This window comes from Variovorax sp. 05L425 (genome assembly GCF_056397705.1).
Genome location: NZ_JBFTNY010000005.1, coordinates 97,303 through 123,587, shown reverse-complemented (window position 1 = coordinate 123,587; position 26,285 = coordinate 97,303). Strand labels below are relative to the sequence as shown.

Below are 26,285 nucleotides of genomic sequence, written 5' to 3'. Positions count from 1 at the left end.
CGGATGGCGAGGGGGTGATTGATAATCCCTGCCGATGTCTCCACTGCGCCGCGCCCACCGCCTGATCAGCTTCGTGCTGATGTGGTTCGTGTTGTCGCTGGGCGTGGCGATTGCATCTCCGGTGGTTCATCCCCAGGCCATGGAGCTCCTCTGCTCCAGCGCCGGTGCGGTCAAGGTGGTCGTGCAAACCGACGACGGCCTCCAGGAGATGGGCGGCGCCCACATGGACTGCCCGCTCTGCCTCTTGGTCGGCGCGCCGCCGCCGACGCCGATCGTCGCCCTGCCTTCGATCCAGCCGCTGGGCCATGCCGTCCAGCCGATACCGGCCGCACGCATCGCCGTGGCCACCGCCGCGCCGCTGCCGGCGCGCGGACCTCCAAGCCTCCTCTGACGTAATTCCGGCCTTGCCGCGCGTGGCGCCATTTCGGGTGCGCCCGCGCCGGCTTTCCGCAATTCGTCGGCGCCACGGACGGCGCCGAGGAGCACTTTTCGATGAACAACAAAGCAATGCTGTCGCTCGCCTTGAGTACGGCATTCCCATGGTTTTCGGGGCCGGCGCTCGCGCAGGCCGCCGACGATGCGCCCGAACGCGTCAAGTCGCTGGGGGTGGTGACCGTCACCGGCGGCCAGCCGACGTCATTGCCGACCCAGATCCCGACCACCATCGAGGGCATCACCGGCGAGGAGATAAAGACGCGTATCAACGCCACCGACAGCGAGGACGCGTTGAAGTACTTCCCCAGCCTGCTCGTGCGCAAGCGCTACATCGGCGACTACAACCACGCGATCCTCTCGACGCGCGCCTCCGGCACCGGCAACAGCGCGCGCTCGGCGGTCTATGCCGACGACATCCTGCTGTCGAACTATCTCGGCAACGGCATCGCCAACGGCACCAACTTCGCGCCTCGCTGGGGCCTGGTCACGCCCGAGGAGATCGAGCGGGTGGATGTGATGTACGGGCCGTTCTCCGCGGCCTATCCGGGCAATTCCGCCGGCGCCGTGGTGGACTATGTGACGCGAATGCCGTCGCAACTCGAGGCCCACGTCAGCACGGGCTTCCAGTCGCAGCCCAACAGCCTGTACAACACCCACCAGACCTTCAACAGCTGGCAGGGCAGCGCGTCGCTGGGCAGCCGCAGCGGCGACTGGTCGTGGTGGATCGACGTCAGCCGCGGCGACAGCGAAAGCCAGCCGCTCACCTTCACCACCGCCACGGTGGCATCGGGCACGCCCGGGCGCGCAGGGACGCCGGTCACAGGCTACGTGCTGGGGCTGAACACCACGAACACGCCCTGGTACATCCTGGGCACCGGCACGCAGTACCACACGATCCAGGATCACGCCAAGCTCAAGCTGGCCTACGACTTCTCGCCCACGGTAACCGCGACCTACACGCTCGGCTGGTGGCAGAACACTTCGGAAGGCCGCCCCGCGACCTACCTGAGCAATGCCGCCGGCCAGCCGGTCTACAGCGGGCTGATCAACATCCTGGGGCGCAGCTTCAATCTCGCGCCCACCGCCTTTCCGCTGACCAACGACGACCAGACCCACTACATGCAAGGCCTCTCGGTCAAGAGCAACACCAAGGGCGAATGGGACTGGGAGGTCGCTGCCAGCCTGTACGACTATTCGAAGGACCAGCAGCGCGCGCCGACGGTGGCGCCACCTCTCGCGAACTTCGGCGGCGCCGGAACCTTGCAGGACCAGGGCGGGGCCACGGGCTGGAACACGCTCGCGGCCAAGGGAACGTGGCGGCCACAGGGGATCGGTGGCGCACACATCGTCGACTTCGGCCTCGAGCGCGATGCCTACAAGCTCGGCATTCTCAAGACCAATGTCATCGGCAGCTGGCTCGATGGCCCCTCCGGAACCCTGGTCAGCAACGTCGGCGGCAACACGAAGACCGTGGCCGGCTGGGCGCAGGACAGCTGGGCCTTCGCGCCGCGGTGGAAGACCGTCCTCGGGCTGCGCGTGGAGAACTGGCAGGCGGACAATGGATTCACATCGACCGCGACCAGCAAGCTGGCCTACCCATCGCGCAACGAGACGGACGCTTCTCCCAAGGGCGCACTGGCCTACCAATGGAGCGACGACACCGTGCTGAAGGGGTCGGTGGGTCGCGCGGTGCGCTATCCCACGGTCGGCGAACTCTACGGTGCCACCACCGGCGGCGCGCTGTCCTTCATCAACGACCCTTTCCTCAAGCCCGAGAAGTCGTGGACCGAAGAGCTGTCCGCAGAAAAGGACCTCGGCAATGCGCTGGCGCGTGCGACTCTCTTCCATGAGATCACGGACGATGCGCTCTTCACCCAGGTGATTCCGGGCACGAACCCGGCGGTCTCGCGCGTGCAGAACGTCAAGCAGGTGCGCACCACCGGCCTGGAGCTCGCCTACTCGGGCCAGGACGTGTTCGTGCGCGGACTGGAACTCGGTGCGAGCCTCACCTACGCCAACTCCAAGATCGCCGAAAACCCGGCCAATCCGGCCAGCATCGGAAAGTGGCAGCCGCGCGTGCCGCGGTGGCGCTCGACGGTGTTCGCCACCTACAAGCCGGACGCCAACTGGTCCTATACCGCTGCGGTCCGCTACAGCGGCACTCAGTACTCCAACCTGGACAACAGCGACGTCAACGGCTTCGCCTATTTCGGCGCAAGCAGGTACATCACACTCGATCTGCGGGTTCGCTATCAGATCGACAAGCAATGGTCGATGGCCTTCGGCATCGACAACGCCAACAACTACCAATACTGGAATTTCCATCCGTACCCCCAGCGCACGTACACCGCTGAACTGCACTGGGATCTTTGACTCCACACTTCACGAAGGATCTGCCATGAACCCCACTCTCACCTACAAGCATCTCGCCGCCTGCATCCTGCTGACGGGCGCCGGCAGCGCCCTGGCCCATGTGACCCTGCCACCCGGCGGCGGTACAGCAGGCACCAACTACGAAGCCGCATTTCGCGTCGGCCACGCCTGCAAGGATGCGAAGAGCACGACCGGCATCGCCGTACGGCTGCCCAAGGGCTTCGCATTCACCGATGCACAGGCGCGCAAGGGCTGGAAGCTCGAAGCGCCGTCGGCCGGCGACAACGGCGGTGAAGTGCGCTGGACGGCGGAGAACCCGCAGTCGGCACTTCCCGCCAGCGAGCGGGCCGACTTCGTGGTGCGCGGCAAGCTTCCGGCCACGCCCGGCGTCCTGTGGTTCAAGGTGCTGCAGACCTGCGACAACGGCAGCGCCGACTGGGCGCAGATTCCGGCCAGTGGCAACGACACCAAGGGTCTCGAGAGTCCCGCCGCCCGGCTCGACGTGCTGGCGCCCGGCGTGGCAGCGGTCGACGTGCGCGATGCCTGGATCCGCGCATCGGTGCCGGGCCAGAGCGGCACTGGTGCTTTCATGAAGCTCAGTGCGCCGTCGGGCGCGCGGCTGGTCGGCGCCTCGACGCCGGTGGCCGGCGTGGCGGAAGTCCACGAGATGAAGATGGAAGGCGACACCATGCGCATGCGCCCCGTCGAGGGTGGCGTCGAGTTGCCGGCGCGGCAGACCGTCGAGCTCAAGCCGGGTGGCTTTCACGTGATGCTGACCGACCTGAAGCAGCCCTTGCCGAGCGGAACCAATGTGCCGATGACGCTGCGCTTCGAAGATGCCAAGGGACAGAAGACTTCGTTGAATATCAACGTGCCCGTGCTCACCGGCGCCGCGGTACCCGCGGGCGGCGAACACAAGCATTGACCCGCCCAAAAGCCCGCGTCCTTGGAGTAAGCTGCCCGGACAACAATACTCTTCCGGAGACCCTCATGAGCGACGCAAGCAAGCCTTTCGCCTTCAGTCAGTTCGTTCCCGGCTTCGACTTCCTGAGGAACCTGGCGAGCGGAAGCGCTTCGGCCGGCGCCAGTGCGGTTCCGGGTATGCCGAGCCTTTCCAGCTGGGTGGCGCCGACGCTCAGCGTCGAGGAAGTCGACAAGCGCATCCAGGAGCTCAAGACGGTGCAGTTCTGGCTCGAACAGAACGGTCACGCCCTCAAGGCGACCATCCAGGCGCTCGAAGTGCAGAAGATGACGCTGTCGACGCTGCGCGGCATGAATGTGCAGATGGAAGATCTGGCGAGCGTCTTCACGCGGCAGGCCGCCGCGGCGACGCCCGCATTCCGCGACGAGGCGCCGGCACAGGCCCCCGCACCGGTGGCCGAGCCGGAGCCGAAAGCGGCAGACAAGGCAGATTCCGAGGAAGCCGATGCGGCCGCCGCCAAGTCGAAGCGCGCAAAGGCCAAGGCTGACGGCCCGTCGGATGATGCGGCAGGCGTTGTGGACCCTCTTCAGTGGTGGGGCGCGCTCACGCAGCAATTCCAGCAGATTGCCAGCTCTGCCTTGCAGGAAGCATCCCAGCTGAAGATGCCGGCCGTGCCCCAACCGCTGTCCGATGCCATGGACCGGGCGATGGCGCCGGTATCCGGCAAGGCAGTGCGCAAACCTGCCCCTGTCGCAACCAAGAAGAGGCCAGCCGCCGGCCGAAGCGCCGTCGCGGCCGGCAAGTCGTCGACTTCGGCGCGCAAGCGGGCGCGCTGACACTGACAACCGTCGTCCCCTTCCCGCACAGAAAGCCGAGCGCATGAAGCTCTTTCCTTCCGGCCACGCCACCCATCCGCAATGGCGCATGGCTGCCGGACTCGTGCTCGCTCAACTGCGGGCGCAAATGGCGTTGCCCGACTACGCACACACGCCCACGCTGGGCCTGCTCTACATCACCGACCACTACTCTGCCGACGCGCAGGAAATCCTCGACCATCTGAGCGCCGAACTGCCCGAGATCACCGACTGGTCCGGCACCGTGGGCGTCGGCGTGGCGGCCAACAACGCCGAGTATTTCGACGAGCCGGCACTCAGCCTGATGCTCTGCGAATTGCCGAGCGATCAATACCGCGTGTTCTCCGGCGTGGCGCCTCTGGCCAATTCGGAGATGAGCGGCTTCGCGGCGAACACGGCGCTCGTGCATGCGGACCCGCGCACGCCGGAACTCGGCGAACTGATCGCCGAGATGGCCGATCGCACCGACACCGGCTACCTGTTCGGCGGTCTCTCGTCCGGGCGCGCCGGCTCCTTGCAGTTCGCGGTCGGCGGCAACGGCAACATCCCGGGACATGGCGCCGTGGGCGGCGTTTTCTCGGGGGGCTTGTCGGGCGTGGTGTTCGGCGAAGGCGTGCGTCTGGTGTCGCGCGTCACGCAGGGCTGCCAACCCGTGTCGGAGGAGCGTGAAATCACCGAGGTCGATGGCAACCTGCTGCTGACGCTCGATGGCGAGCCTGCACTCGATGTGCTGCTGGACGATCTGAACGTATCCCTCGACGCGCCCGAGCATGCGGTGGACGCGGTGCGTGCCACGCTGGTGGGGCTGGCCGAGGCCGGCAGCGACGGCGTCCGTCGTACGCGCGACCTGGGTGCCGATGTCCGGGTGCGGCACATCATTGGCCTCGACCCGACGCGTCGCGGCGTGGCGATTGCCGACGTGGCCGAAGTCGGCATGCGCTTGAGCTTCTGCCGGCGCAACGCGCAGGCCGCGCGCTCCGACCTCATGCGTGTGTGCGCCGAAATCCGGGAGGAACTGGAGCCCGAGGAGCAAACCTTGGCCACCGCGCGCGCAGTGGCGGCCGGCGAGGCCGAAGCGGCGCCGCATCCGGCCCGCCGCATCGCCGGTGCCGTCTACGTGAGTTGCTCAGGCCGCGGCGGCCCGCACTTCGGCGCGCCGGGCGCCGAGTTGCAGATCGTGCGACACGCGCTGGGCGATGTGCCGCTGGTCGGCTTCTTCGCCGCCGGCGAGATTGCGCGGCACCACCTGTATGGCTACACCGGCGTCTTGACGGTCTTCACCAGCGACGACTGAGGCTTCGTTTCTGCGCGCGCGCCGGTGAAGCTGAAATCCACCTCGGGCGCGAGACCGCTGACGATGCGTGCGATCGACTTGCCCGAGCCGCAGGCATGGGTCCAGCCCAGCGTGCCGTGGCCGGTGTTGAGGAACAGGTTCGGCAGTTTCGTCGCGCCGATCAGGGGCACGTTGCTCGGCGTCGCTGGGCGCAGCCCGGTCCAGAACTGAGCTTGCGTGGCGTCGGCGGCACCCGGAAACAATTGTTCGACCCGTCGCACGATGGCTTCGCAGCGCACGCGGTTCAGGTCGCGGTCGTAGCCGTTGAACTCCGCCGTGCCTGCAATGCGCATCCGATCGCCGGTTTCGGAGGTGTAGCGCGAGAAGACGAGCTTGAATTCGTCATCGGTCAACGACACCTGGTAGGCCTTGGGCGCGTCCACGACCGGCATCGTGACCGAATAGCCTTTGGCCGGGTAGATCGGCAGGCGGATGCCCAGCGGCGCGGCAAGCAGCGGGCTCAGGGAGCCCATGGCCAGCACGAAGGCATCGCCCCGGATGCGCTGGAACCGGCCCTCGCTATCGGTCGCTTCCACATGGTCGATCGTTCCGCCGGCCTCACGAAGAGCGGTCACGGTGTGGCTCATCAGGAAGCGAACACCTGCGGCCTTGGCCAGCGCCGCGAGTTCGCGCGCGAAGTGGTTCGCATCGCCCGATTCGTCTTCGGCGGTGTAGGTGGCGCCGGCCAGTTGCGGGCGGACGTGCGCCAGCGCGGGCTCAAGTTTCACTGCTTCATCTGCCGAGATGACGCGGCGATCGCAGCCCAATGCGCGCATCTGTTCGGCTGGCGCCAGAGCGGCGTCGAATTCCTTCTGCGTCGTATAGAAGTGCAGGATGCCCTGGGTCCGCTGGTCGTAGGCGATACCGGTGTCGCGGCGCAGTTGCTGCAGCGTTTCGCGGCTGTAGGTGCCCAGGCGAACGATCTGCTCGATGTTGTGGCGGGTGCGCGCCGGCGTGCATTCGCGCAGGAACTGCAGTCCCCAGAGCCACTGCCGCATGTCGGCGCGGAGGCGGAAGAGCAGGGGAGCGTCCTCCTTGCCGAGCCATTGCAGCACCTTCAGCGGCGCGCTCGGATTGGCCCAGGGCTCGGCATGGCTCACCGATATCTGGCCGCCGTTGGCGAAGCTGGTTTCGGCAGCAGGTGTGGCCTGCCGGTCGATCACGGTCACTTCATGGCCGAGTTGCTGGAGGAAGTAAGCCGAAGTCACGCCGAGCAAGCCGGCGCCAAGAACGATCACGCGCATTTCAAGAACCCTCGAAGGTTGCAGCGCTTGGCTCGAACGGAAACGGATGCTGTGAAAAAGAAAAGCAACCGGACCGTGCGTCCAAGTTGCCGCTCCCCCTGTCCTCGGTACCTGAGAGATTCACCCGTTGCGCCCGCAACAGGTTTGCTCCTTCGGTGCATCACGTGGTGTGATGGCTCTCCAGACGGCTCTGACAGTTGGTGCAGTACAGGCTCGTTTGTGCGAGCCGACCTGAGCGTTTATGGGAGTTTGCGCCTTCGGTGGGGCCGCCAAGCGGCCCGCTCTCCTGCAGTGCGGCGATTGTAGGGGCGCCGCGCCCGGCTGGCTACAGCCCTCTGAAGGCGAAGTCGAGTTCGGGCCGCAAGCCACTGACGATACGGGCGATCGATTTGCTCGCGCCGCAGGCGTGCGTCCATGTCGCCGTGCCCGGGGCGGTATTGAGGAACAGGTTGGGGACTCGCGTCTTGCCGACCATTGGCAGCCGATTGCGGCTCACCGCGTGCATGGCGGTTTCGAACGAAGCCTGCGCGGTGTCAGTCATGCCGGGAAACAGCGCCTCGATGCGCCTGAGGATCGCTTCGAAGCGGTCCGAGTCTGGCTCGCTCTGCTCGTCATGGCTCACGCGCACGGTGGAAGAAACCCGGAGATAGACACCGTTGGCGTTCTCGACGCGTGCGATTCGAAGCTTGCCCTGTCGGTCGTGCAGCGCGATGTGCGGTGCGTGCGCGGCGTCCCTGACCGGCATCGTGGCGATGTACTCGCGAACGAAATTCAGCGGCATGTCGATGCCAAGGTCTTCCGCATGCGGAACGCTCGATGCGCCCAGGGCGAGAACATAGGACTGCGCGCGCACGGTGGTGGGTTGTCCTTGTGCATCCAGCAGGTCGACATGACTGATGCGGCCGTCACGCGTCTTCAGCGAGACCACGGTGTGCTTCATCATGAAGCGCACACCGGCCGCGCGGCAAAGAAAGACGATGCTTGCCGCGAACTGGGCGGGATCGCGTGCCGGGTCCTCGAGCGAGAAAGTCGCTCCGGCGAGCTTGCTGCCGACGGCATGCAATGCAGGCTCCAGGCCCGTGGCCTCTTCGGCGGAGAGCAGACGTTCCTCGCAGCCGAGTTCGGACCAGTGGGGTGCGCGGGCCATGCGCCCATGGAAGGCTTGGGCGTCGGTGAAGAAGTTCATGAGCCCGTTCGAGCGCGGCCGTTGCGACATGCCGGCCTCGTCACGCAGCGCACGTGCGCTCTCGCGGCTGTAGGCGGCGAGACGCACCATGTGCTCAAGCGGGTCGCGTTTCGCCGGTTCGCCAATGGCTCGGTCGAGCAGCTTGGCGATGCGATGACGCACCTTTGCGCGCAGGCGGGACCAGCCGCCTTCTGTTCGTCGCGCATAGGCCGAATACGCTTCGGAGCGTTGCAGCGCAATCGCAGATTCGCTGGGTTCGGCCCGGCCCCGGGCCTTGGCGGCGGGGGTCGCGTGGCGGTCCACCACGATCACCTCGTGACCGAGTTGCTGAAGGTAATAGGCCGTCGTTACACCGAGCAAACCGGCGCCGAGCACAACCACGCGCATGTCCGAATCCTTTTGGGATGGCATGAACGGCGGGTGTTGGTGCTTACTGTGCAAAGCGCCGAGACCCGGGGTTCAGACTGCCGCTCCCTCTGTCTCCTTTACCTGAGAGTTTCATTCGCTGCGCCATGCAGCGGATTTGCTCCGTCGGTGCACCACGTCGCGTGGCGTCTCTCCAGTCGGCGATTGATCAATGTGAGGCAGTCACCGAACCGCTGTTGCGGTTCACCTGAGCGTTCATGGGAGTTTGCGCCAACGGTGGGACGACGAATGCGTCCGCTTTTCTGCGGGGCGAATTTTATAGAGGAAACCGGTTTCTGTGTGTTTCAGGCCCTGCGCAGACGCGTGAACAATTCGAACTCCCAGTTGCGCATGCCCAGGAGCAGGGTGTAGCCCTCCCGCTCCTTGGGCGACAGCTTCTGGTCGGTCTGGTGCTGCTGGGCGAAGTCCTGTGCAACGCGCTGCAGGCGGTCCAGGAAGGCAGGCGCCAGCGATTTGCTGATCGATCCATGCACCAACAGGAGGCCTTCGGCCGGGCCGTCGAAGCCGCCGCGGTAGTAGTCGAGCACGACGTTCTCGCGAAAGAAATCCATCACCGGGCCGTGCGGGCGCCATCGGAAGGTCTTGGCGAGCTTCAGGCGGTAGCGGTTCAGCGGACGCAACTCGATGATGCCGATGCGGTCGAGTTGCGCCAGGTAGCCGATGCATTCGGCCTCGGTGATGCGGTAGGCGGCGACGATCTGCTCCAGCGTCCATTGGCTCAGCACGCAGATGGCGAGCAGCAACAACTTCTTGTCCCTGACGACAGCTTTTTCTTGCTCGAGCGTCAGTTCCTTGAGCAAGGGCTGGGCGTCCGCCACGCGGCGGGCGAGTTCCGCGAAATCGATCTTGAGCGCCCGGCAGATCGCGTCGACCCGCGTCAGCGGCATGTCGCCCTTGGCGAGCATCCGCTTCACGCTGGATTCGGCCATGTCCAGCGACTTGGCGAGATCCGCGTAAGTCATGTGGGCGTTCTTGAGTTCGTTCTTGAGGGCGACGACCAGATCGACAGTGGTGCTCATGAGGTGGTGGTATTGCCGGCTGATACCGGGGGTGGTGAAAAAGTGCTCCGTATCGATTCTCGATGCCAGGGAGGGGGTCGGCAACCTAGATTGCGCCCATCGAGCTATTCATCGGAGTCCGTCATGCCACTGTCGTCCTTCTCCAACCGTGAACGTTGCCTCGTTTCGCTGTTCGCGCTGCTCCTTTTGGCCGCAATCGCCGGGCCGGTCCTTCCGGCCTCTGGCCTCGCCGGGGCGCCGTTCGCCGATCGCCATGCCTGGCACGGCCTGCCAAATGCGATGGATGTGTTGAGCAACCTGCCCTTCGTCGCGATCGGCATCTGGGGCCTGCGCTGGCTGCATTGGCTCGATCGCGCGCACGAAGACGCGCTCGACGCCTCACCGCTGCCCCAAGCGGGCGCTCACCTTCCCGTGAATGCGCTCGATTGCGCCTGGGTGTTCTTTGCCGGCCTGATCCTGACCGCTGCCGGGTCCGCCTTCTATCACCTGCAGTCCGATGGCATGCGCCTGGCAGCCGACCGTGCAGGCATGGCGGTGGCTTTTTCGGGCCTGGTCGGCCTGGTGGTCTGCGAGCGAGTCAGCGCACGCGCCGGATGGCCGGCCGCATGGTTCACGATGGTCGGCGGCCTGCTGGCGGCGGCCGTCTGCCACAGGACCGGGAATGCGCTGCCCTGGGCGCTGGTGCAGTTCGGTGGCATGGCGCTGATCGTGATCCTCTCGCTGGCAAAGCCGTTGAACGGCGCCATCGGGCTGAAGTTGGGCTGGGTGATCTTCTTCTACGCCATGGCCAAGTTGTTCGAGGTGTCGGATCAGGCCATCTATGACGTCACGCAGGACCTGATATCGGGTCATAGTCTCAAGCATTTGACCGCTGCATTGGCGGCGCTGCCGGTGTTGCACGGGCTCCAGGCAATGGGTCGTCAGACCCTGCGGCACAATCCGGGCGCAGCCGCAGTGACGGCTTGAGGAACCCGCCAGCCAGGCTTTGCGAATGACCACAACTGCCAACGCATCATCCTCCCCCATGCCTGATACGCATGCGCACGCCAACCAGTTCGCGCTTCTGGGCCAGCGGCGCTTTGCGCCGTTCTTCTGGACGCAGTTCGCCGGCGCGGCAAACGACAACCTCTTCAAGTTCGCCTTCACGGTCATGGTGACCTACCAGCTGCAGCTCAGCTGGATGCCGCCGGCCATGGCGGGGCTCGCGATCGGGGCGCTGTTCATCCTGCCGTTCCTGCTCTTCTCGGCCACGGCCGGGCAGCTCACGGACAAATATGACAAGACGAAGATGATCCGCTTCGTCAAGAACCTCGAGATCGCGATCATGCTGATCGCGGCATGGGGTTTCATGCGGGCGGACGCCGCGGTGCTGCTTGGCTGCGTCTTCCTGATGGGACTGCATTCCACCTTGTTCGGGCCGGTCAAGTTCGCTTATCTGCCGCAGGTGCTGGACGCGCGCGAGCTCACGGGCGGCAACGGCATGGTCGAGATGGGCACCTTCGTCGCCATCCTGCTCGGCCAGGTCGCCGGCGGCCTCCTGGTCGCTGTACCGCATATCGGCCACACCTCGGTGGCCCTGGCCTGCGTGCTGCTTGCGCTGGCCGGGCGTGGGGTGGCGCAGGCGATTCCGCGCGCGCCTGCCACCGATCCGGGGCTTCGGATCAACTGGAATCCTGTGAGCGAGACCTGGCGCAATCTCAAGCTTGCGCACGGCAACATCGTGGTTTTCCGTTCGCTGCTGGGTATTTCGTGGATGTGGTTCTTCGGCGCCATCTTCCTGAGCCAGTTTCCGAGCTTCGCCAAGGAGGTGCTGCACGGTGACGAGCAAGTGGCCTCGCTGCTGCTGGTGGTCTTTTCCGTCGGCATCGGCATCGGGTCGCTCCTGTGCGAGACGCTGAGTCGTCGCCAGGTGGAGATCGGCCTGGTTCCGTTGGGCGCGATCGGCATGAGCGTGTTCGCGATCGACCTGTACTTCGCGTCGCGCGCGCTGCCTGCGCTTGGCGATCTAGGGCTGGGCGGCTTCCTGCGCGAGAGGGCGCACTGGCGCGTGATGGCCGACCTCGGGCTTCTGTCGCTGTTCGCGGGGCTCTACAGCGTGCCGATGTATGCGCTGATCCAGTTGCGCAGCCAGCCCACGCACCGGGCGCGGATCATTGCGGCCAACAACATCCTCAATGCGCTGTTCATGATCGCCAGCTCAATCATCGCGGGCGCACTGCTGAAGGCGGGCTTCACGATCCCGCAGATCTTCCTCTTCACCGGCATCGCCAACGCGATCGTCGCGTTCTACATCTTCATGCTGATGCCCGAGTACCTGCTGCGCTTCGTGGCCTGGGTGCTTTCGCGCTTCGTCTACCGCTTCGACGTCAAGGGCGATGAACACATTCCTGCCCAGGGTGCGGCGGTGCTGGTCTGCAATCATGTGAGCTTCATCGATGCGGTGCTGCTCATGGCGGCGAGCCCGCGTCCGATCCGCTTCATCATGGATCACCGCATCTTCCGCGTACCCGTGCTGGGCTGGCTGTTCCGGCTGGCCAAGGCCATTCCCATTGCGCCGCAGAAGGAAGACCCCGTCGCCTACGAGGACGCATTCGCACAGGCGGTGCAGGTGCTGCGCGAGGGCGATCTGCTCGCCATCTTTCCCGAAGGCGCGATCACCCGCGACGGCAAGCTGCAGCCCTTCAAGGGCGGCGTGATGAAGATCCTGGAGGCCGCGCATGCCGAAGGTATCGACGTGCCCGTGATTCCCATGGCGCTGACCAATCTCTGGGGGTCGTATTTCAGCCGCGTCGAAGTGCGGGACGGGGAAAACGTCGCCATGGTTCGGCCGTTCCGGCGCGGCGCATTCAGCCGCGTGGGGCTCAACGTGGGCGACGCGATGCGCCAGGCCGATGTCCAACCCGAAGTCTTGCAGCGGCGCGTGAGCGGACTCCTGAGCGCATGATGCCCGCCTGATGCCGCTGCCCTTCCCCCATTGGTTCTGGGCCACTGTCACCTGGTTCGGTGACAGTGGCTTTCTGCTGCCTGTGGCACTGTGGATTGCGGTATGGCTCGGCGTCCGTGATACAACCCGGCCGTCGGCCTGGCGCTGGGCGCTTCTGTTCGGCTTCGGGTGCTGCGTGATCGCTTTGTCCAAGATCGCGTTCCTGGGCTGGGGCATCGGCATTGCCAAGATCAACTTCACCGGCTTCAGCGGGCACACGGCGCTCTCGGCCAGCGTGTGGCCGGTCGCATGCTGGCTGGCCGCCTCGCAGCAGGCGCATCGTGTCAGAGTCGCCGCTGCGTCGTTCGGGTTGGTGTTTGCCGTGTTCATCGGAGCGTCGCGGCTGGCGCTGTACGCGCATTCCAAATCGGAAGTGGCGGCCGGCTTCGCGCTCGGCATGGCGGTCAGCGGCGCTTTTCTCTTGTGGCAGCACCGACTGCCGCACCCGCGGTTGAGCTGGACGCTCGTGGTGCTCAGCCTGGTCACGCCGCTGGCGTTCCTGCATCCCGGCACACCGGCACCCGCGCAGGACGTGCTCGAGGTGATTGCGATGCGCCTCGCCCGAACCGACCGGATCTACACGCGCGACGATCTGCTCGCGCGCCGGTCAAAGCCGCAGGCCAGTATCGAGTAGCGATACCGGAAGCGCTGGAAGTCGCCACTGGTTCGTTAACTTGTTCCGCGAGGTTCAGGTGCGAACCATCATCCGCGCACTTTCACTTCGCCACGAGGCTTCCATGCAGACCACCTCTTCGAATGTTTCCATCCAACGCGATACGCGTGCCTGGCAGCTCCAGGTCTGGGTGTCGTTCGGGCTCGCCGTCTTCCTTTGTGCGACCGGCCTGGGCTGGCTGCCCGGGCAAGCGCTCGATCGCGCATTCATGGTGATGGGTTACGTGTTCTGCCTCTCGGCCGCCTTCGTGCTGGCCAAGTCGTTGCGCGACAACCAGCGCGGCGGCGTGCGGGCCGCCGGCGAAACGCCGATGTGGAAGCTGGTCGTCTGGGGCGGCTTCTTCACTGCGATGGGGCTGACCGGCTGGGGCCTCCTGCGGATGGAGGTCAGCGAAACCTACAAGGCGTTTCTCGGCGTGAGCTGGCTGTTCCTGATCAGTTCCGCCTTCACGCTCGCCAAGACGCTGCGCGATCGTCACGAGGCCGACCTTGCCGATGCGCGCATCCGGGGCCGTCGCGAGGCCCGCTCCGAGATTGCGGCGGCCGAATGAGCCGCCAACCTGTCCTCCACATGTCCAGGAGACCCATCATGAAGCAGTACTTCATCACGATGCTCTTTGCGCTCGGTGCGGCCTTCGCCAACGTGGCCATCCCTTTATCGGCGCATGCGCAGAGCGAAGCGTCTGCCGCCTTGTCGATGTTGCCGGTCGCCTCGGTCGTGGGCACCGCCTCGGTCGCCGGGGCCGCGGCGAGTGCCGCAGTGGCGGTACCGGCTGCGCTGTCGGTGGCCGGCGCAACGCTGACGGTGGTTGCGGTCGAGGCGTCGGTCGACGGCACCGTCTACCTCCTGGAGCGCGCATCGGACGGTGCGAGAGCCACCGTGAAAGTGCTGGGCCGCGCCGCCAATGGCTCCGCGGTCGCGATCGGAAGCACCATCACCGTCAGCGTGATCGGCAGCGGTGTCGTGCTCTCGGCGGCGGGTGAGGTGCTGGCTTTCGTGCCCAACGCGCTCGGCCGCGCGCTGCTTTACAACGAGAAGTTGTCATGAGGCGGACCCCCACCAATTTCGGGCCGTATGAGCGCGAATACCAGGCCCGCGTTTCGGTCACTCGGCGCATCCTGAAAGCAGTGGTGCAGCTGATCCTGACGGCGGTTGTCGTCGCGCTGGCCGGGACGTTCCTGTTCCCGTTGAACGCCCATGCCGGTCGATCGTGCGAGCCGGCGAAGCCCACTGCGGCGGCGGTCATGAAGGGCATGCAACTCGCCGAACGAACGGTGCAGCAGCTCGACGCGAGCGGGGCAAAGGTCGTTTTCCTGGCGCGGGCCGGACAGGACTTGAGCAAGTACGGTCTGCGCTATTCGCACCTCGGTTTGGCCTACAAGACGAACGCTGGAACCTGGCGCGTGGTCCACAAGCTCAACCTGTGCGGTACCGCGGTCGCCGCCGTGTACCGGCAAGGTTTGGGCGAGTTCTTTCTCGATGATCTGTGGCGCTACGAGGCGGCCTGGATCGTGCCGACGCCGAGCGTGCAGGCGCAACTGCTGGCGGCGCTCAACGAGTCTCCAGCGCGCATCATCCGCTTGCACACCGCGCCCTACAGCGTCGTGAGCTATGCGTGGGGCTTGAAGTACCAGCAGTCGAACCAGTGGGCCATCGAGACGCTCGCTGGCGCCATGGAGCCAGCCGCCATCGCAAGCCGCGAGCAGGCGCAGGCCTGGCTGCACTTCAAGGGATACGAGCCGACGACGCTCCGGCTTGGGCCGCTCACGCGCCTCGGCGGTCGCGTCGGATCGGCCAACGTCGCCTTCGACGACCATCCCAACGAGAAGCGCTTTTCCGATCGCATCGAGACGGTAACTGTGGATTCGGTCTTCGCCTGGATGCCCCGCACCGGACTCGGTGCCGCGCCCGTGGTGCTGAAGCTTTAGACCAGAATCGCGACGTCCGGAACCTGAATCCCCAATCCAGAAGGAACTCGATGAGCAAGTCCCTGCGCCTGTCCGAAAAGTGGTTTCGCCGCGGCCTTTGGGTGGTGGCGCTGGTGTTCGCCAGCTTTCTCATCGGACTGGGCAGCACGATCGTCGGAGATCTGCCGCGCGTCGAGCACAGGCTCGACCTCGACGACTTCATCGACCACGCCGCGGCCGACCCGCTGCGCAACACCGTCCGCGAAGCCGAGCGCGTGGAGCAGGATGCGGCACGCGAACGGGAGCAGGCGGACCTCAAGCTCCTTACCGCACGGCAGGCGAGTCGCGCAGCGCGCGAGACCTTCTCGAACTGGGTCGCAACGCGGCACGCCACCGCGCAACCCGACCAGGACACTGAACTTATTTCCCGCACCAAGGCGCTGGATGCGCTGAAGCTCAAGGAGGATGAAGCGGAACGGGCTGTGGGTGCGCAACGGCAGGTTGCGCTCGACGCCCGACAGTCGCGCCAGCGCGCCCAACAGCGGCTCGCCGAGTTGGAGGACCAGGCGCGCACCCGGCTGGATGCGGAAAACCGTCGCGTCGAGCTGCGCGTGTTCAGCTATCGCCTGGCACTCACCCTGCCGCTGCTCGTGATCGCGGGCTGGCTGTTCGCGAAGAAGCGCAAGAGCACCTGGTGGCCATTTGTCTGGGGCTTCATCTTCTTTGCGCTGTTCGCGTTCTTCGTCGAACTCGTGCCGTACTTGCCGAGCTACGGTGGGTATGTGCGCTATGCAGTGGGCATCGTGGTGACGGTGCTCGTCGGGCGGTATGCGATCGTGGCGTTGAATAGGTACCTGGCGCGCCAGAAGCTCGCCGAGGCGCAGCCCGACACAGTGCGTCGCAACGAGCTGAGCTACGACACCGCGCTGGCCCGGCTCGCCAAGAGCGTGTGCCCGGGATGCGAGCGGCCCGTGGACTTGAAGAACACCGAGATCGACTTCTGCCCGCACTGCGGCATCGGGCTGTTCGATCACTGCCACGTATGCAAGGCGCGCAAGAGCGCCTTCTCGAGGTTCTGCCACGCCTGTGGCGCCGGCGCGATGGCGGCCGACGCGCTGCGCGATCTGCGCCCTCAGGTCCAGCCGGCGTCGACGACGTAATCCTGCGCAGTACACATCTTCGAATCGTCCGCCGCGAGGAAGAGCGCCATGCTGGCGATGTCCTCGGCCATCAAGCGACCGGGGAGGCACTGCGCGGCGTCGATCTCGGCACCGGATTCGGGCTTGACCCAAAGGCGCAATTGCCGCTCGGTCATCACCCAGCCCGGAACGATCGAGTTGACGCGGATGTTCTGCTTGCCGAGGTCGCGCGCCAGCGATCGGGTCAGTCCGCGCGCCGCGGATTTGCAGGCCTGGTAGACCGGATAGCCGCGGCCCTTGATCATCCAGCTGATCGATCCGAAGTTGATGATCGAGCCGCCGCCAAGCGCGCGCATGTCGTCTGCCACCGCCTGCGCGGCAAAGAACTGGTGCTTGAAGTTGACGGCGACCAGCCGATCGAAGTCGTCGCTGGTGACGTCGGCCATCTCGTGGCGGCGGTCGTTGGCGGCGTTGTTGACGAGCACCTTGATCGGCCCGAAGCGCGCCCGCGCCGCGGCGATCGTGGCATGCAGTGCGGTCACATCCGTCACGTCGCATTCGAGAAAGAGCGCTTCGTTTTCCGTGCCCAGCTGGCTCGCCAGTGCTCGGCCTGCCGCCACGTCGAGATCGCAGAAGGCGACGCGAGCGCCTTGCCCGTGGAAGGCGCGCACCAGCGCTTCCCCGATGCCGCTCGCGCCGCCGGAGATGAAGACCGTGCGGCCGACCAGCGATGGATAGCGCGCCGACGGGGAAGGGGAGGTCGATTCGGTCATGAAGGCATTTTGACCCTCGGCGGTTCAGCTTTGCCACCCGTGTGAACGAGAATGCCGCGGTCACGACGATCCATGGTGCGAATCGCATGAAAGAGAACAAGACGAGCTTGGTGCAGCTTTCCGCGGGCTCCGTACGGCTGGTGCTGGTGCCGGAACTGGGTGGTGCCATCGGGGCGCTCTATGACGAACAGGCCGACGCGCGCTTCCATTGGCTTCGACCGGCGACCGACGACGCCTTGGCGCGACGAGATCCTTTCGCGATGGCGAGCTTTCCGCTCCTGCCCTGGTGCAACCGCATCAGGGACGGTCGCGCGCACTTCGGAGGCCGCGACATCGCGATCGCAACGGGGCACCCCGCCGGACCTTCGGGCAAGCACACACTGCACGGCATCGGATGGATGCGGCCCTGGAAGGTCGCTCAGTCTTCGCCGACCCAAGCCAGACTCGAGCTCGCCGTCGAAGCTGACACGCAGTGGCCTTGGCGCTTCGAGGCTTCGCAATCGTTCGAGCTCGATCCCTCCGGGCTGCGCTGCACTGTCACGCTGACCAACCGCGACACGGCCCCCATGCCGGCCGGGATCGGCCATCACCCCTACTACCCCCATCGCGCTGGCACGCGTTTGCAGACAACGACCGCAGCCATGTGGCGCGGCGATGCGGAGGTGATGCCGGTGGCGCTCGAGCCGACGCCGGAGGTGGATCGGCTGCGCGAAGGCGTGCTGCTGTCGACGCTGGACCTAGACAACAACTTCACCGGCTGGTCGCGCACGGCTCGCATCGATTGGCCGAATGAAGCACGTGCACTGGAGATGTCGGCCGATTCAACGTTCGATTTCTTCGTGCTGTACTGCCCGCGCGGAGCAGATCACTTCTGCGCCGAGCCGGTGAGCCAGTGCACCGATGCGATCAACCTGTCGGGCCGTTACGGATCGAGCGAACTCGGCGGCGCGGTCCTCGCGCCGGGCGAGACCTTGTCGGGGAACTGGGCCCTTCGATCCGCCTAGATGCCGCGTGCGCGGTCGGCCTTGAATTGCGCGCGGAACTCGGTGAAGCGGCCCGCGTCCAGCGCCTCGCGAATCTCGCGCATCAGGCTCAGGTAGTAGTGCAGGTTGTGGATGGTCGTGAGCATCGGCCCGAGCATCTCTCCGCACCGGTCGAGGTGATGCAGGTAGGCGCGGCTGAAGCCGTCGCGGCCGCCCTCGTTCCACGGCACGCCCGACGTGCCGGCGCACGCATGACACGTGCAGCTTGCGTCGATCGGGTGCGGATCGCTCTTGTGGCGCGCATTGCGCATCTTGAGGTCGCCGTAGCGCGAGAACAGCGTGCCATTGCGGGCGTTGCGCGTCGGCATCACGCAGTCGAACATGTCGACACCCTGTGCCACGCCTTCGACCAGATCCTCCGGCGTGCCGACGCCCATCAGGTAGCGCGGCTTGTCGGCCGGCAATTTGTGCGGCGTGTGCGCCATGATGCGCAGCATTTCGTCCTTGGGCTCGCCCACGCTCACGCCACCGATCGCATAGCCCGGGAAATTCATGTCCACCAACTTCGCGAGCGATTCTTCGCGCAGGTTCTCGAACATGCCGCCCTGGACGATGCCGAAGAGCGCATTCGGGTTTTCGAGTCGCGCGAATTCGGTCTGGCAGCGATGGGCCCAGCGCAGGCTGAGCTCCATGGACTTGCGCGCCTCGGCTTCCGTCGTCATGTGGCCTTGTGTCTCATAGGGCGTGCATTCGTCGAACTGCATGACGATGTCGCTGTTGAGGATGGTCTGGATCTGCATCGAGACTTCGGGTGTGAGAAACAGCTTGTCGCCGTTGACCGGCGAGGCGAACTTCACGCCTTCCTCGCTGATCTTGCGCATGGCGCCCAGCGACCACACCTGGAAGCCGCCGGAGTCAGTGAGGATGGGCTTGTTCCACTTCTCGAACTGATGAAGGCCGCCGAAGCTGGCCATCACGTCGAGGCCAGGGCGCATCCAGAGATGAAAGGTGTTGCCGAGGATGATCTGCGCGCCCATCTCTTCGAGACTGCGCGGCATCACGCCCTTGACGGTGCCGTAGGTGCCCACGGGCATGAAGATGGGTGTCTGCACGGCACCGTGGTTCAGCGTGAGCGTGCCGCGCCGCGCGTGGCTTGACGGGTCGGTGGCGAGGAGTTCGAAGTTCAGCATGGATCAGTGCTTTCTGGCGAGGAGCATCGCATCGCCGTAACTGAAGAAGCGGTAGCGCTCGCGGATGGCGTGGGCATACAGCGCCATGACGTGTTCGTAGCCCGCGAAGGCGCTGACCAGCATCATGAGCGTGCTCTTGGGCAGGTGGAAGTTGGTAACGAGCAGATCGACATGCTCGAAGGCAAAGCCGGGGGTGATGAAGATGCGCGTGTCGCCGGCGGCCTCGCCGCTCTTGGCCCACGATTCGAGCGTGCGGACGGTGGTGGTGCCGACGGCGACGATGCGACCGCCGCGGCCCTTGGCCTCGGCGATTGCACTTTGGGTGGCGGCGGGCACTTCATAACGCTCGGCGTGCATCGTGTGCTCGGCGATGTTCTCCGTCTTGACGGGCTGGAAGGTACCGGCGCCGACGTGAAGCGTGACGTTGGCGCGTTGCACGCCGCGGGCTTCCAATTCGGCGAGCAGGGCCGGGTCGAAATGCAGCGCTGCCGTCGGCGCGGCCACGGCGCCGGGCACGCGGGCGAACACTGTCTGGTAGCGGCTTTCGTCGTCAGCAGAGTCGGTGTGCGTGATGTAGGGCGGCAGCGGCACGTGGCCGCAGCGGGCCATCAATGCGTAGGGGTCTTCGCCCGACGGGCTTTCGAAGCGGAAGCGGAAGAGGGCGCCGTCTTCCTCCGGCCAGCGACCGAGCAGCTTGGCACTGAAGCCGCCGACCATGGTGAGCGTGGTGCCCACCTGCGGCTTCTTGCTGACTTTCATGTGCGCGACGACTTCGTCGCCTTGCAGCACGCGCTCCACGAGGAGTTCGAGTTTGCCGCCGGTTGGCTTTTCGCCGAAGAGCCGCGCCTTGACGACGCGCGTGTCATTGAAGACAAGCAGGTCGCCAGGCCTGAGCAGCGACGGAAGGTCCCTGAAGATCCGGTCGACCGGTGCGTCGCCGGAGCCGTCGAGAAGTCGGGAAGCGCTGCGTTCTGCGGCGGGATGCTGGGCCACCAGTTCGGGCGGCAGGTCGAAATCGAAATGGGAAAGCGTGAAGTCGCGCATGGTGCTTGAGGGCCGGACAGGCCCGTGCCAAGGAGGCGGGGGAACGGATTCGGAATGAATGCGAAGAGGCGGGCAGAATTGTCCCATGCCTGTCGCCGCCAAGCCTTCGTCCCCGGAAAAGCCTTCAGCAGCGCCGCCGCCCTCGCCCGGCACGGGACTGAGCGCCATCCAGCGCGCGCTTCGCAAGCTTGGCCTGCAGCGCGACATCGATTTCGCACTCTATTTGCCGATGCGCTACGAGGACGAAACGCGCGTCGTTCGACTGGCGGACACGCGCGACGGCGACATGGCGCAGATCGAGGCCGTGGTGACCGAGAGCGAGGTCGTCTTTCGCCCGCGCCGCCAATTGATCGTGACCGTCGACGACGGCAGCGACACCTGCCAATTACGCTTCTTCAATTTCTATCCGTCGCAGCAGAAGCAGCTTGCAGTCGGCTCGAAGGTGCGCGTGCGGGGCGAAGTGCGCGGTGGATTCGTGGGGCGCCAGATGATGCACCCCGCCGTCAAGGCTGCCGGCACTGCGTTGCCGGAAGCATTGACGCCGGTCTATTCGACGATCGCAGGGCTGGCCCAGCCGGTCTTGCGGCGCGAGGTCCGCTCGGGCCTCGCACGGGCTGTGCTCGACGAGACGCTCCCGGCAGGCGCTGCCCCGCAAGGCGCTTGGGACCTCCGTCGCGCACTCACCTTTCTCCACTACCCAGCGCCCGATGTCGCGATCGCCACGTTGGAGGATCACAGCCATCCAGCCTGGCAACGGCTCAAGGCGGACGAACTCCTGGCGCAGCAACTTTCGCAACTGCAGGCACGACGTGCGCGCGCAGCCCAGCGCGCGCCGGTCCTTGAAGTCGACGCATCCGGGGGTGCACTCCATCGCGATCTGTTGGCTGCGCTGCCATTTGCGCTGACGGGGGCACAGCAGCGTGTCGGCGGCGAGATCACGCGCGATCTCGCGCGAGAAATTCCGATGCACAGGCTGCTCCAGGGCGATGTCGGATCAGGCAAGACCGTCGTGGCCGCGCTCGCTGCCGCACGCTGCATCGACGCGGGCTACCAATGCGCGCTGATGGCGCCAACCGAAATCCTCGCGGCCCAGCATTTCGGCAAGCTGGTGGGCTGGCTCGATCCGTTGTTGGCCGAGCACGGCCTGCGCGTCGCCTGGCTCACCGGCAGCCAGAAGAAAAAGGAGCGCGACACGATGATGGCTGCGGTCGAGAGTGGCGAGGCGGCCCTTGTCGTTGGCACCCACGCGGTCATCTCCGAAAAGGTGCGCTTCAAGAACCTGGCGCTCGCAGTCATCGACGAGCAGCATCGTTTCGGCGTGGCCCAGCGGCTGGCCCTTCGCGGCAAGGCGAGCGGCGATTTCGAGCCGCATCTGCTGATGATGAGCGCCACGCCGATTCCCAGAACACTCGCGATGAGCTACTACGCCGACCTCGACGTGTCCACGCTCGACGAACTGCCGCCCGGCCGTACACCGATCGTCACGAAGCTGGTCGCGGATCACCGGCGGGACGAAGTCATCGACCGAATTCGTGCCCAGCTCGAGCAGGGTCGTCAGGTCTACTGGGTCTGCCCCTTGATCGAGGAAAGCGAGGCCGTGGACCTGCGCAACGCCACCGAAACCCGCGACGAATTGGCCGAAGCGCTCGGCGCCGAAGTCAGCGTCGGCCTTTTGCACTCGCGCATGCCCACCGCCGAGAAGCAGGTGGTCATGGAGAGCTTCACGGCCAGCCGCCTGCAGGTGCTCGTCAGCACAACAGTGATCGAAGTCGGCGTCGACGTGCCCAATGCGTCGCTGATGGTGATCGAACACGCCGAGCGCTTCGGCCTGTCCCAGTTGCATCAACTGCGAGGCCGCGTCGGTCGAGGCGCGGCCGCATCCGCCTGCGTGCTCCTCTACGCCCCCAATGAAGGCGGCCGAGTCGGAGAAGCAGCCCGAGCCCGTCTCAAGGCCATGGCCGAGACCAGCGACGGCTTCGAAATCGCAAGACGCGACCTGGACATCCGCGGCCCCGGCGAATTCCTGGGCGCCCGCCAATCCGGCGCCCCGCTGCTCCGCTTCGCCGATCTCACCACCGATGCACTCCTTCTAGACTGGGCCCGCGAACTGGCCCCCAAAATGCTGGACCGTCATCCCGACCTGGCCCAAAAACACGTAGACCGCTGGCTAGGAAGCAAAGCCGAATACCTGAAAGCATGATCACCAGGCCAGCGAAGCCAGCCCGTTCCGGAAACACCGTGGAACCGGCTTGGCCGGGCCACCGGTGTTGCCCCCGGTAGGGGGTGGGCGGCTACACGAAGTGAGCCAACCTGGGGGCGAGCAATAATTTCTCTATGACTCTGACCGAACTCAAATACATCGTCGCGGTCGCGCGAGAGCGGCATTTCGGCAAGGCCGCAGAAGCCTGCTACGTGTCGCAACCGACTCTGTCCGTGGCGATCAAGAAGCTGGAGGACGAACTCGAAGTCAAGTTGTTCGAGCGCAGCGCTGGCGAAGTCACGGTCACGCCGCTCGGCGAACAGATCGTCCAGCAGGCCCAGAGCGTGCTGGACCAGGCGGCCAGCATCAAGGAAATCGCCAAGCGCGGAAAGGACCCGCTGTCCGGCCCGTTGAACCTCGGTGTGATCTACACCATCGGCCCGTACCTCCTGCCTGACCTCGTGCGCCAGAACATCGCGCGCACGCCGCAGATGCCGCTGGTGCTGCAGGAGAACTTCACGGCCAAGTTGCTCGAAATGCTGCGCTCAGGCGAGATCGACTGCGCCATCATGGCCGAGCCCTTCCCGGATACGGGCCTGGCCATGGCACAGCTCTACGACGAGCCCTTCATGGCCGCATTGCCGGCCCATCATCCGCTGGCGAACAGAGAGTCCGTGACTTCCGACGAACTCAAGAAGGAGACCATGCTCCTGCTCGGCACCGGCCACTGTTTTCGCGACCACGTGCTGGAGGTTTGCCCGGAGTTCGCTCGCTTTTCAAGCAACGCCGAGGGCATCCGGAAGAGCTTCGAAGGCTCGTCGCTCGAGACCATCAAGCACATGGTGGCCTCCGGCATGGGCGTCACGCTGGTGCCGCGCCTGTCGGTGCCGGCCGATGCCCTCAAGCCCCGGTCCAAGGGGCGCAAGGAGCCGGAACAGATCGTGCGGTACCTCCCGGTCCTCGACACGCAGGGTGGAGACCCGCCGACGCGCCGCGTGGTTCTGGCCTGGCGGCGCAGCTTCACGCGCTACGAGGCCATTGCGGCGCTTCGAAACGCGATCTATGCCTGCGAGTTGCCGGGCGTCAAGCGCCTCTCCTGAAAAACGCGCCATTGGCCTACGAACGGGACCTGCGCCGGACGCAAAGGCTGCGATAGAGTGCGGCTTTCCAGACGTCAATTCACTTGAAGAAAGAGCTCACCGCCATGGCAAAAGTCGTGAAGAAACCCAAGTCTCCTGCCACCGCCGCTCCGTCTGCCGGAAAGGTGCCCAAGAAGGGCGGCGTTGTCGTCGCGGAGGCGTCGGGCAGCCGCAATGCACCGATCATCAACATCGGCATCGAGCGCCAGGATCGCGCCGCCATCGCCGAGGGGTTGAGCCGCGTGCTGGCGGATACCTACACGCTCTACCTCACTACACACAATTTCCACTGGAACGTGACAGGGCCGCACTTCAACTCGCTCCACGCGATGTTCATGACCCAGTACACCGAGCTGTGGGCTTCGACGGATGTCATCGCCGAACGTATTCGTGCGCTAGGTCACTACGCGCCCGGCTCGTACGCCGAATTCAGCAAGATCGCGACCGTGCCTGACGTTCCGCAGAGCCCACCCAAGGCCATGGAGATGGTGCGCATCCTGGTCAAGGGCCATGAAACCGTCTCGCGCATCGCGCGCGAATTCATTCCGGTTGCCGAGGAAGCGGGCGACGATCCGACCGCGGACATGCTGACCGCGCGTTGCACTGTGCACGACCAGACGGCCTGGATGCTGCGTTCCCTGCTTGAAGACTGACGCACCCATGATGCCCGCCGCTGGGCCATTCCAACCCGCGCCCGCGCCGCATCGCGGGCGCTTTGCGCTGTACCTCGACCTGATCCGATGGAATCGTCCAGCGGGGTGGCTGCTGCTTCTTTGGCCGACATTGGGTGGATTGTGGTTCGCCGCCGAAGGATGGCCGGGGTGGCATCTGCTCGCAGTGTTTGTCGCAGGCACCATCCTCATGCGCAGCGCGGGCTGCTGCGTGAACGATGTGGCCGACCGCGATTTCGATCGTCACGTCAAGCGGACGGCGCAGCGGCCAGTCACCAGCGGTGCGATCTCTGTCGGAGAGGCGCTTACGGTCGGCGCGGTCCTGGCGCTCGCCGCCTTTGCGCTGGTCCTGACGACCAATCGTTTCGCGGTTCTGTTGTCCTTCGCTGCGCTTGCCGTGACGCTGATCTATCCGTTTGCCAAGCGGTTTGTGTCGATTCCGCAGGCTGTCCTGGGCATCGCGTTCAGCTTCGGCATTCCGATGGCGTTTGCGGCCGTGCGCGGCAGCGTGCCTGAACTCGCCTGGTGGCTGCTCGCCGGCAACTTGTTCTGGGTGCTGGCGTACGACACCGAATACGCAATGGTGGATCGCGACGACGATCTGAAGATCGGCATGAAGACCTCGGCTATCACATTCGGGCGCTTCGATGTCGCGATGGTCATGGTGAGCTATGCGATCTTTCTGGCTGTATGGGCCGCCGCCGGTGCCGGTAGATCGCTGGGCGCAGTCTTTCATGTGGCGATAGCCATCGCCGGTGCACAGGCGCTATGGCACTGGCGCCTGATTCACGATCGCACCCGCGACGGGTGTTTCAAGGCCTTCCGACTCAATCATTGGCTGGGCTTCACCGTATTTGCGGGCGTCGCGGCAGGCTACTTGCTGCGTTGAGGCGGCCGTCGACCGCCGAAGCCTGAGCCTCGGGTTGGGGATCAGCCTTTTCCGAACTCCTCGCCAAGTTCAGCAGCGCGCTTGTGCGCCGCGCGGATTGCGTCCTTGAATTTCGCCTTGACTTCAGCGTTCTCCAAGGCGGTGATCGCGGCGTAGGTTGTGCCGCCCCTGGATGTCACGCGTTCACGCAGGACTGAAGGCGGTTCGGTCGCATTGCTCGCCAGGGCCGAGGCGCCGGAGAAAGTTCCCACGGCGAGTCGATGCGCCTGTTCGGCCGTCAGTCCGAGTTCGACGCCGGCCTCCGTCATGGCCTCGATGAAATAGAACACGTACGCCGGACCGGAGCCGGAAACCGCCGTCACTGCGTCGAGTGCGGCCTCGGCGTCGACCCACATCAGGTCGCCTGTGGGGGCCAGGACCTGTTCGACGAGCTTGCGACCTTCGCTGTCGACGGCGTCGCGCGCGAACAGGCCGGTCATTCCTTGGCCGATGAGGGCGGGGGTATTGGGCATTGCGCGGACCACCCGCTCCGTGGCGAGCCAGCGCGCGATGCTGTCTGACGGAATCCCGGCCGCGACGCTGAGGTGCAGGGCGTTCGCTGCCAGTCCGCGTACGGCCTGCGCGGCCGTCGCGAAAGTCTGCGGTTTGACCGCCCACACGACGACTTCGCAGCGCGCCAGCGCTGTACTGGCTTCCGCCTGGGCGTTGATGCCGAAATCGTGAGCCAGCCTTGCGCGCGCTTCGTCAAAGGGTTCGACGACTTCGAAGGCGTTCGCAGGAACGTCCTGTTTCACGAGCCCCCCGATGATGGCGCTGGCCATGTTTCCTCCGCCGATGAAGCCGATGGGCGGCAGGGGGGTCGGTTCCCGGCGGGGCAGGAAGGTGACGGCGATATTCATGAC

At 65.5% G+C, this 26,285-nt stretch carries 24 protein-coding genes and 3 riboswitches; of the genes, 17 read left to right on the top strand and 7 right to left on the bottom strand.

What is annotated here, in order from left to right; translation table 11 throughout:
* Positions 1–34 precede the first annotated feature (34 nt).
* The 5 genes from AC1DN9_RS07980 (at position 35) to AC1DN9_RS07960 (ending at position 5,878) form a co-directional block, all read left to right on the top strand.
* Positions 35–391, top strand: coding sequence for a DUF2946 family protein (locus AC1DN9_RS07980; RefSeq protein ID WP_478098930.1), 357 nt, complete (start codon positions 35–37; stop codon positions 389–391).
* Between the two features lie 101 nt (positions 392–492).
* On the top strand, positions 493–2,808 hold the full coding sequence (locus AC1DN9_RS07975) for a TonB-dependent receptor (RefSeq protein WP_478098928.1): 2,316 nt from the start codon (positions 493–495) through the stop codon (positions 2,806–2,808).
* Positions 2,809–2,833: 25 nt separating this feature from the next.
* The gene (locus tag AC1DN9_RS07970; protein WP_478098926.1) at positions 2,834–3,733 is read left to right on the top strand and encodes a copper chaperone PCu(A)C domain-containing protein; all 900 of its coding nucleotides are present in this window, start codon (positions 2,834–2,836) and stop codon (positions 3,731–3,733) included.
* A gap of 65 nt (positions 3,734–3,798) precedes the next feature.
* On the top strand, positions 3,799–4,566 hold the full coding sequence (locus AC1DN9_RS07965; protein WP_478098924.1) for a PhaM family polyhydroxyalkanoate granule multifunctional regulatory protein: 768 nt from the start codon (positions 3,799–3,801) through the stop codon (positions 4,564–4,566).
* Positions 4,567–4,609: 43 nt separating this feature from the next.
* A complete protein-coding gene (locus AC1DN9_RS07960; protein ID WP_478098922.1) occupies positions 4,610–5,878 on the top strand; it encodes an FIST signal transduction protein in 1,269 nt (422 codons plus the stop codon).
* Here AC1DN9_RS07960 and AC1DN9_RS07955 read toward each other — a convergent pair.
* The 3 genes from AC1DN9_RS07955 to AC1DN9_RS07945 all read right to left on the bottom strand — a co-directional run bounded on the left by AC1DN9_RS07955 (position 5,839) and on the right by AC1DN9_RS07945 (position 9,792).
* Positions 5,839–7,161, bottom strand: coding sequence for a D-amino acid dehydrogenase (locus AC1DN9_RS07955; protein WP_478098921.1), 1,323 nt, complete (start codon positions 7,159–7,161; stop codon positions 5,839–5,841). The two genes, AC1DN9_RS07960 and AC1DN9_RS07955, sit on opposite strands and share 40 nt — an antisense overlap.
* Positions 7,162–7,249: 88 nt before the next feature.
* A riboswitch (glycine riboswitch) is annotated at positions 7,250–7,355 on the bottom strand.
* 4 nt (positions 7,356–7,359) lie between these two features.
* A riboswitch (glycine riboswitch) is annotated at positions 7,360–7,460 on the bottom strand.
* A gap of 26 nt (positions 7,461–7,486) precedes the next feature.
* Positions 7,487–8,758, bottom strand: coding sequence for an FAD-dependent oxidoreductase (locus AC1DN9_RS07950; protein WP_478098919.1), 1,272 nt, complete (start codon positions 8,756–8,758; stop codon positions 7,487–7,489).
* Positions 8,759–8,813: 55 nt separating this feature from the next.
* A riboswitch (glycine riboswitch) is annotated at positions 8,814–8,920 on the bottom strand.
* Between the two features lie 137 nt (positions 8,921–9,057).
* Positions 9,058–9,792 (bottom strand): helix-turn-helix domain-containing protein, encoded by a 735-nt coding sequence (locus AC1DN9_RS07945; protein WP_478098917.1) that lies wholly within the window; start codon positions 9,790–9,792, stop codon positions 9,058–9,060.
* Between the two features lie 123 nt (positions 9,793–9,915).
* On the opposite strand from AC1DN9_RS07945, the gene AC1DN9_RS07940 reads away from it, so the two are divergent.
* The 7 genes from AC1DN9_RS07940 to AC1DN9_RS07910 all read left to right on the top strand — a co-directional run bounded on the left by AC1DN9_RS07940 (position 9,916) and on the right by AC1DN9_RS07910 (position 16,515).
* On the top strand, positions 9,916–10,758 hold the full coding sequence (locus tag AC1DN9_RS07940; protein WP_478098916.1) for a hypothetical protein: 843 nt from the start codon (positions 9,916–9,918) through the stop codon (positions 10,756–10,758).
* A gap of 25 nt (positions 10,759–10,783) precedes the next feature.
* Positions 10,784–12,736, top strand: a complete 1,953-nt coding sequence (locus tag AC1DN9_RS07935; protein WP_478098915.1) for an MFS transporter — start codon at positions 10,784–10,786, stop codon at positions 12,734–12,736.
* Between the two features lie 10 nt (positions 12,737–12,746).
* Entirely contained in the window at positions 12,747–13,409 is a 663-nt protein-coding gene (locus AC1DN9_RS07930) for a phosphatase PAP2 family protein (RefSeq protein ID WP_478098913.1), read from the top strand.
* Positions 13,410–13,512: 103 nt separating this feature from the next.
* Entirely contained in the window at positions 13,513–13,998 is a 486-nt protein-coding gene (locus tag AC1DN9_RS07925; RefSeq protein ID WP_478098911.1) for a YiaA/YiaB family inner membrane protein, read from the top strand.
* A gap of 38 nt (positions 13,999–14,036) precedes the next feature.
* The gene (locus AC1DN9_RS07920; protein WP_478098910.1) at positions 14,037–14,495 is read left to right on the top strand and encodes a hypothetical protein; all 459 of its coding nucleotides are present in this window, start codon (positions 14,037–14,039) and stop codon (positions 14,493–14,495) included.
* 92 nt (positions 14,496–14,587) lie between these two features.
* A complete protein-coding gene (locus tag AC1DN9_RS07915; protein WP_478099164.1) occupies positions 14,588–15,376 on the top strand; it encodes a DUF2145 domain-containing protein in 789 nt (262 codons plus the stop codon).
* Between the two features lie 50 nt (positions 15,377–15,426).
* Positions 15,427–16,515, top strand: a complete 1,089-nt coding sequence (locus tag AC1DN9_RS07910) for a serine endopeptidase (RefSeq protein ID WP_478098909.1) — start codon at positions 15,427–15,429, stop codon at positions 16,513–16,515.
* Here the strand turns inward: AC1DN9_RS07910 and AC1DN9_RS07905 are convergent.
* Entirely contained in the window at positions 16,488–17,267 is a 780-nt protein-coding gene (locus AC1DN9_RS07905; protein ID WP_478098907.1) for an SDR family NAD(P)-dependent oxidoreductase, read from the bottom strand. The two genes, AC1DN9_RS07910 and AC1DN9_RS07905, sit on opposite strands and share 28 nt — an antisense overlap.
* A gap of 86 nt (positions 17,268–17,353) precedes the next feature.
* Between AC1DN9_RS07905 and AC1DN9_RS07900 the strand changes: the two genes are divergently transcribed.
* Positions 17,354–18,271 carry an aldose 1-epimerase gene (locus tag AC1DN9_RS07900; protein ID WP_478098906.1) on the top strand — a complete coding sequence of 306 codons (918 nt, stop codon included), beginning with the start codon at positions 17,354–17,356 and terminating at the stop codon, positions 18,269–18,271.
* Here AC1DN9_RS07900 and tgt read toward each other — a convergent pair.
* Both tgt and queA read right to left on the bottom strand, forming a co-directional pair.
* On the bottom strand, positions 18,268–19,440 hold the full coding sequence (tgt, locus tag AC1DN9_RS07895; protein WP_478098905.1) for a tRNA guanosine(34) transglycosylase Tgt: 1,173 nt from the start codon (positions 19,438–19,440) through the stop codon (positions 18,268–18,270). The two genes, AC1DN9_RS07900 and tgt, sit on opposite strands and share 4 nt — an antisense overlap.
* 3 nt (positions 19,441–19,443) lie before the next feature.
* Positions 19,444–20,484: a tRNA preQ1(34) S-adenosylmethionine ribosyltransferase-isomerase QueA gene (queA, locus tag AC1DN9_RS07890; RefSeq protein ID WP_478098903.1), complete on the bottom strand. Its 1,041-nt coding sequence runs from the start codon at positions 20,482–20,484 to the stop codon at positions 19,444–19,446.
* A gap of 85 nt (positions 20,485–20,569) precedes the next feature.
* On the opposite strand from queA, the gene recG reads away from it, so the two are divergent.
* The 4 genes from recG to ubiA all read left to right on the top strand — a co-directional run bounded on the left by recG (position 20,570) and on the right by ubiA (position 25,383).
* Positions 20,570–22,684, top strand: coding sequence for an ATP-dependent DNA helicase RecG (gene recG / locus AC1DN9_RS07885; RefSeq protein ID WP_478098902.1), 2,115 nt, complete (start codon positions 20,570–20,572; stop codon positions 22,682–22,684).
* Between the two features lie 134 nt (positions 22,685–22,818).
* On the top strand, positions 22,819–23,784 hold the full coding sequence (locus AC1DN9_RS07880) for a LysR substrate-binding domain-containing protein (protein WP_478098900.1): 966 nt from the start codon (positions 22,819–22,821) through the stop codon (positions 23,782–23,784).
* 104 nt (positions 23,785–23,888) lie between these two features.
* A complete protein-coding gene (locus tag AC1DN9_RS07875) occupies positions 23,889–24,476 on the top strand; it encodes a Dps family protein (RefSeq protein WP_478098899.1) in 588 nt (195 codons plus the stop codon).
* A gap of 7 nt (positions 24,477–24,483) precedes the next feature.
* Entirely contained in the window at positions 24,484–25,383 is a 900-nt protein-coding gene (gene ubiA / locus AC1DN9_RS07870; RefSeq protein ID WP_478098898.1) for a 4-hydroxybenzoate octaprenyltransferase, read from the top strand.
* 41 nt (positions 25,384–25,424) lie between these two features.
* Here the strand turns inward: ubiA and proC are convergent, their stop codons facing one another.
* Positions 25,425–26,282 (bottom strand): pyrroline-5-carboxylate reductase, encoded by an 858-nt coding sequence (gene proC / locus AC1DN9_RS07865; protein ID WP_478098896.1) that lies wholly within the window; start codon positions 26,280–26,282, stop codon positions 25,425–25,427.
* Between the last annotated feature and the right edge of the window lie 3 nt (positions 26,283–26,285).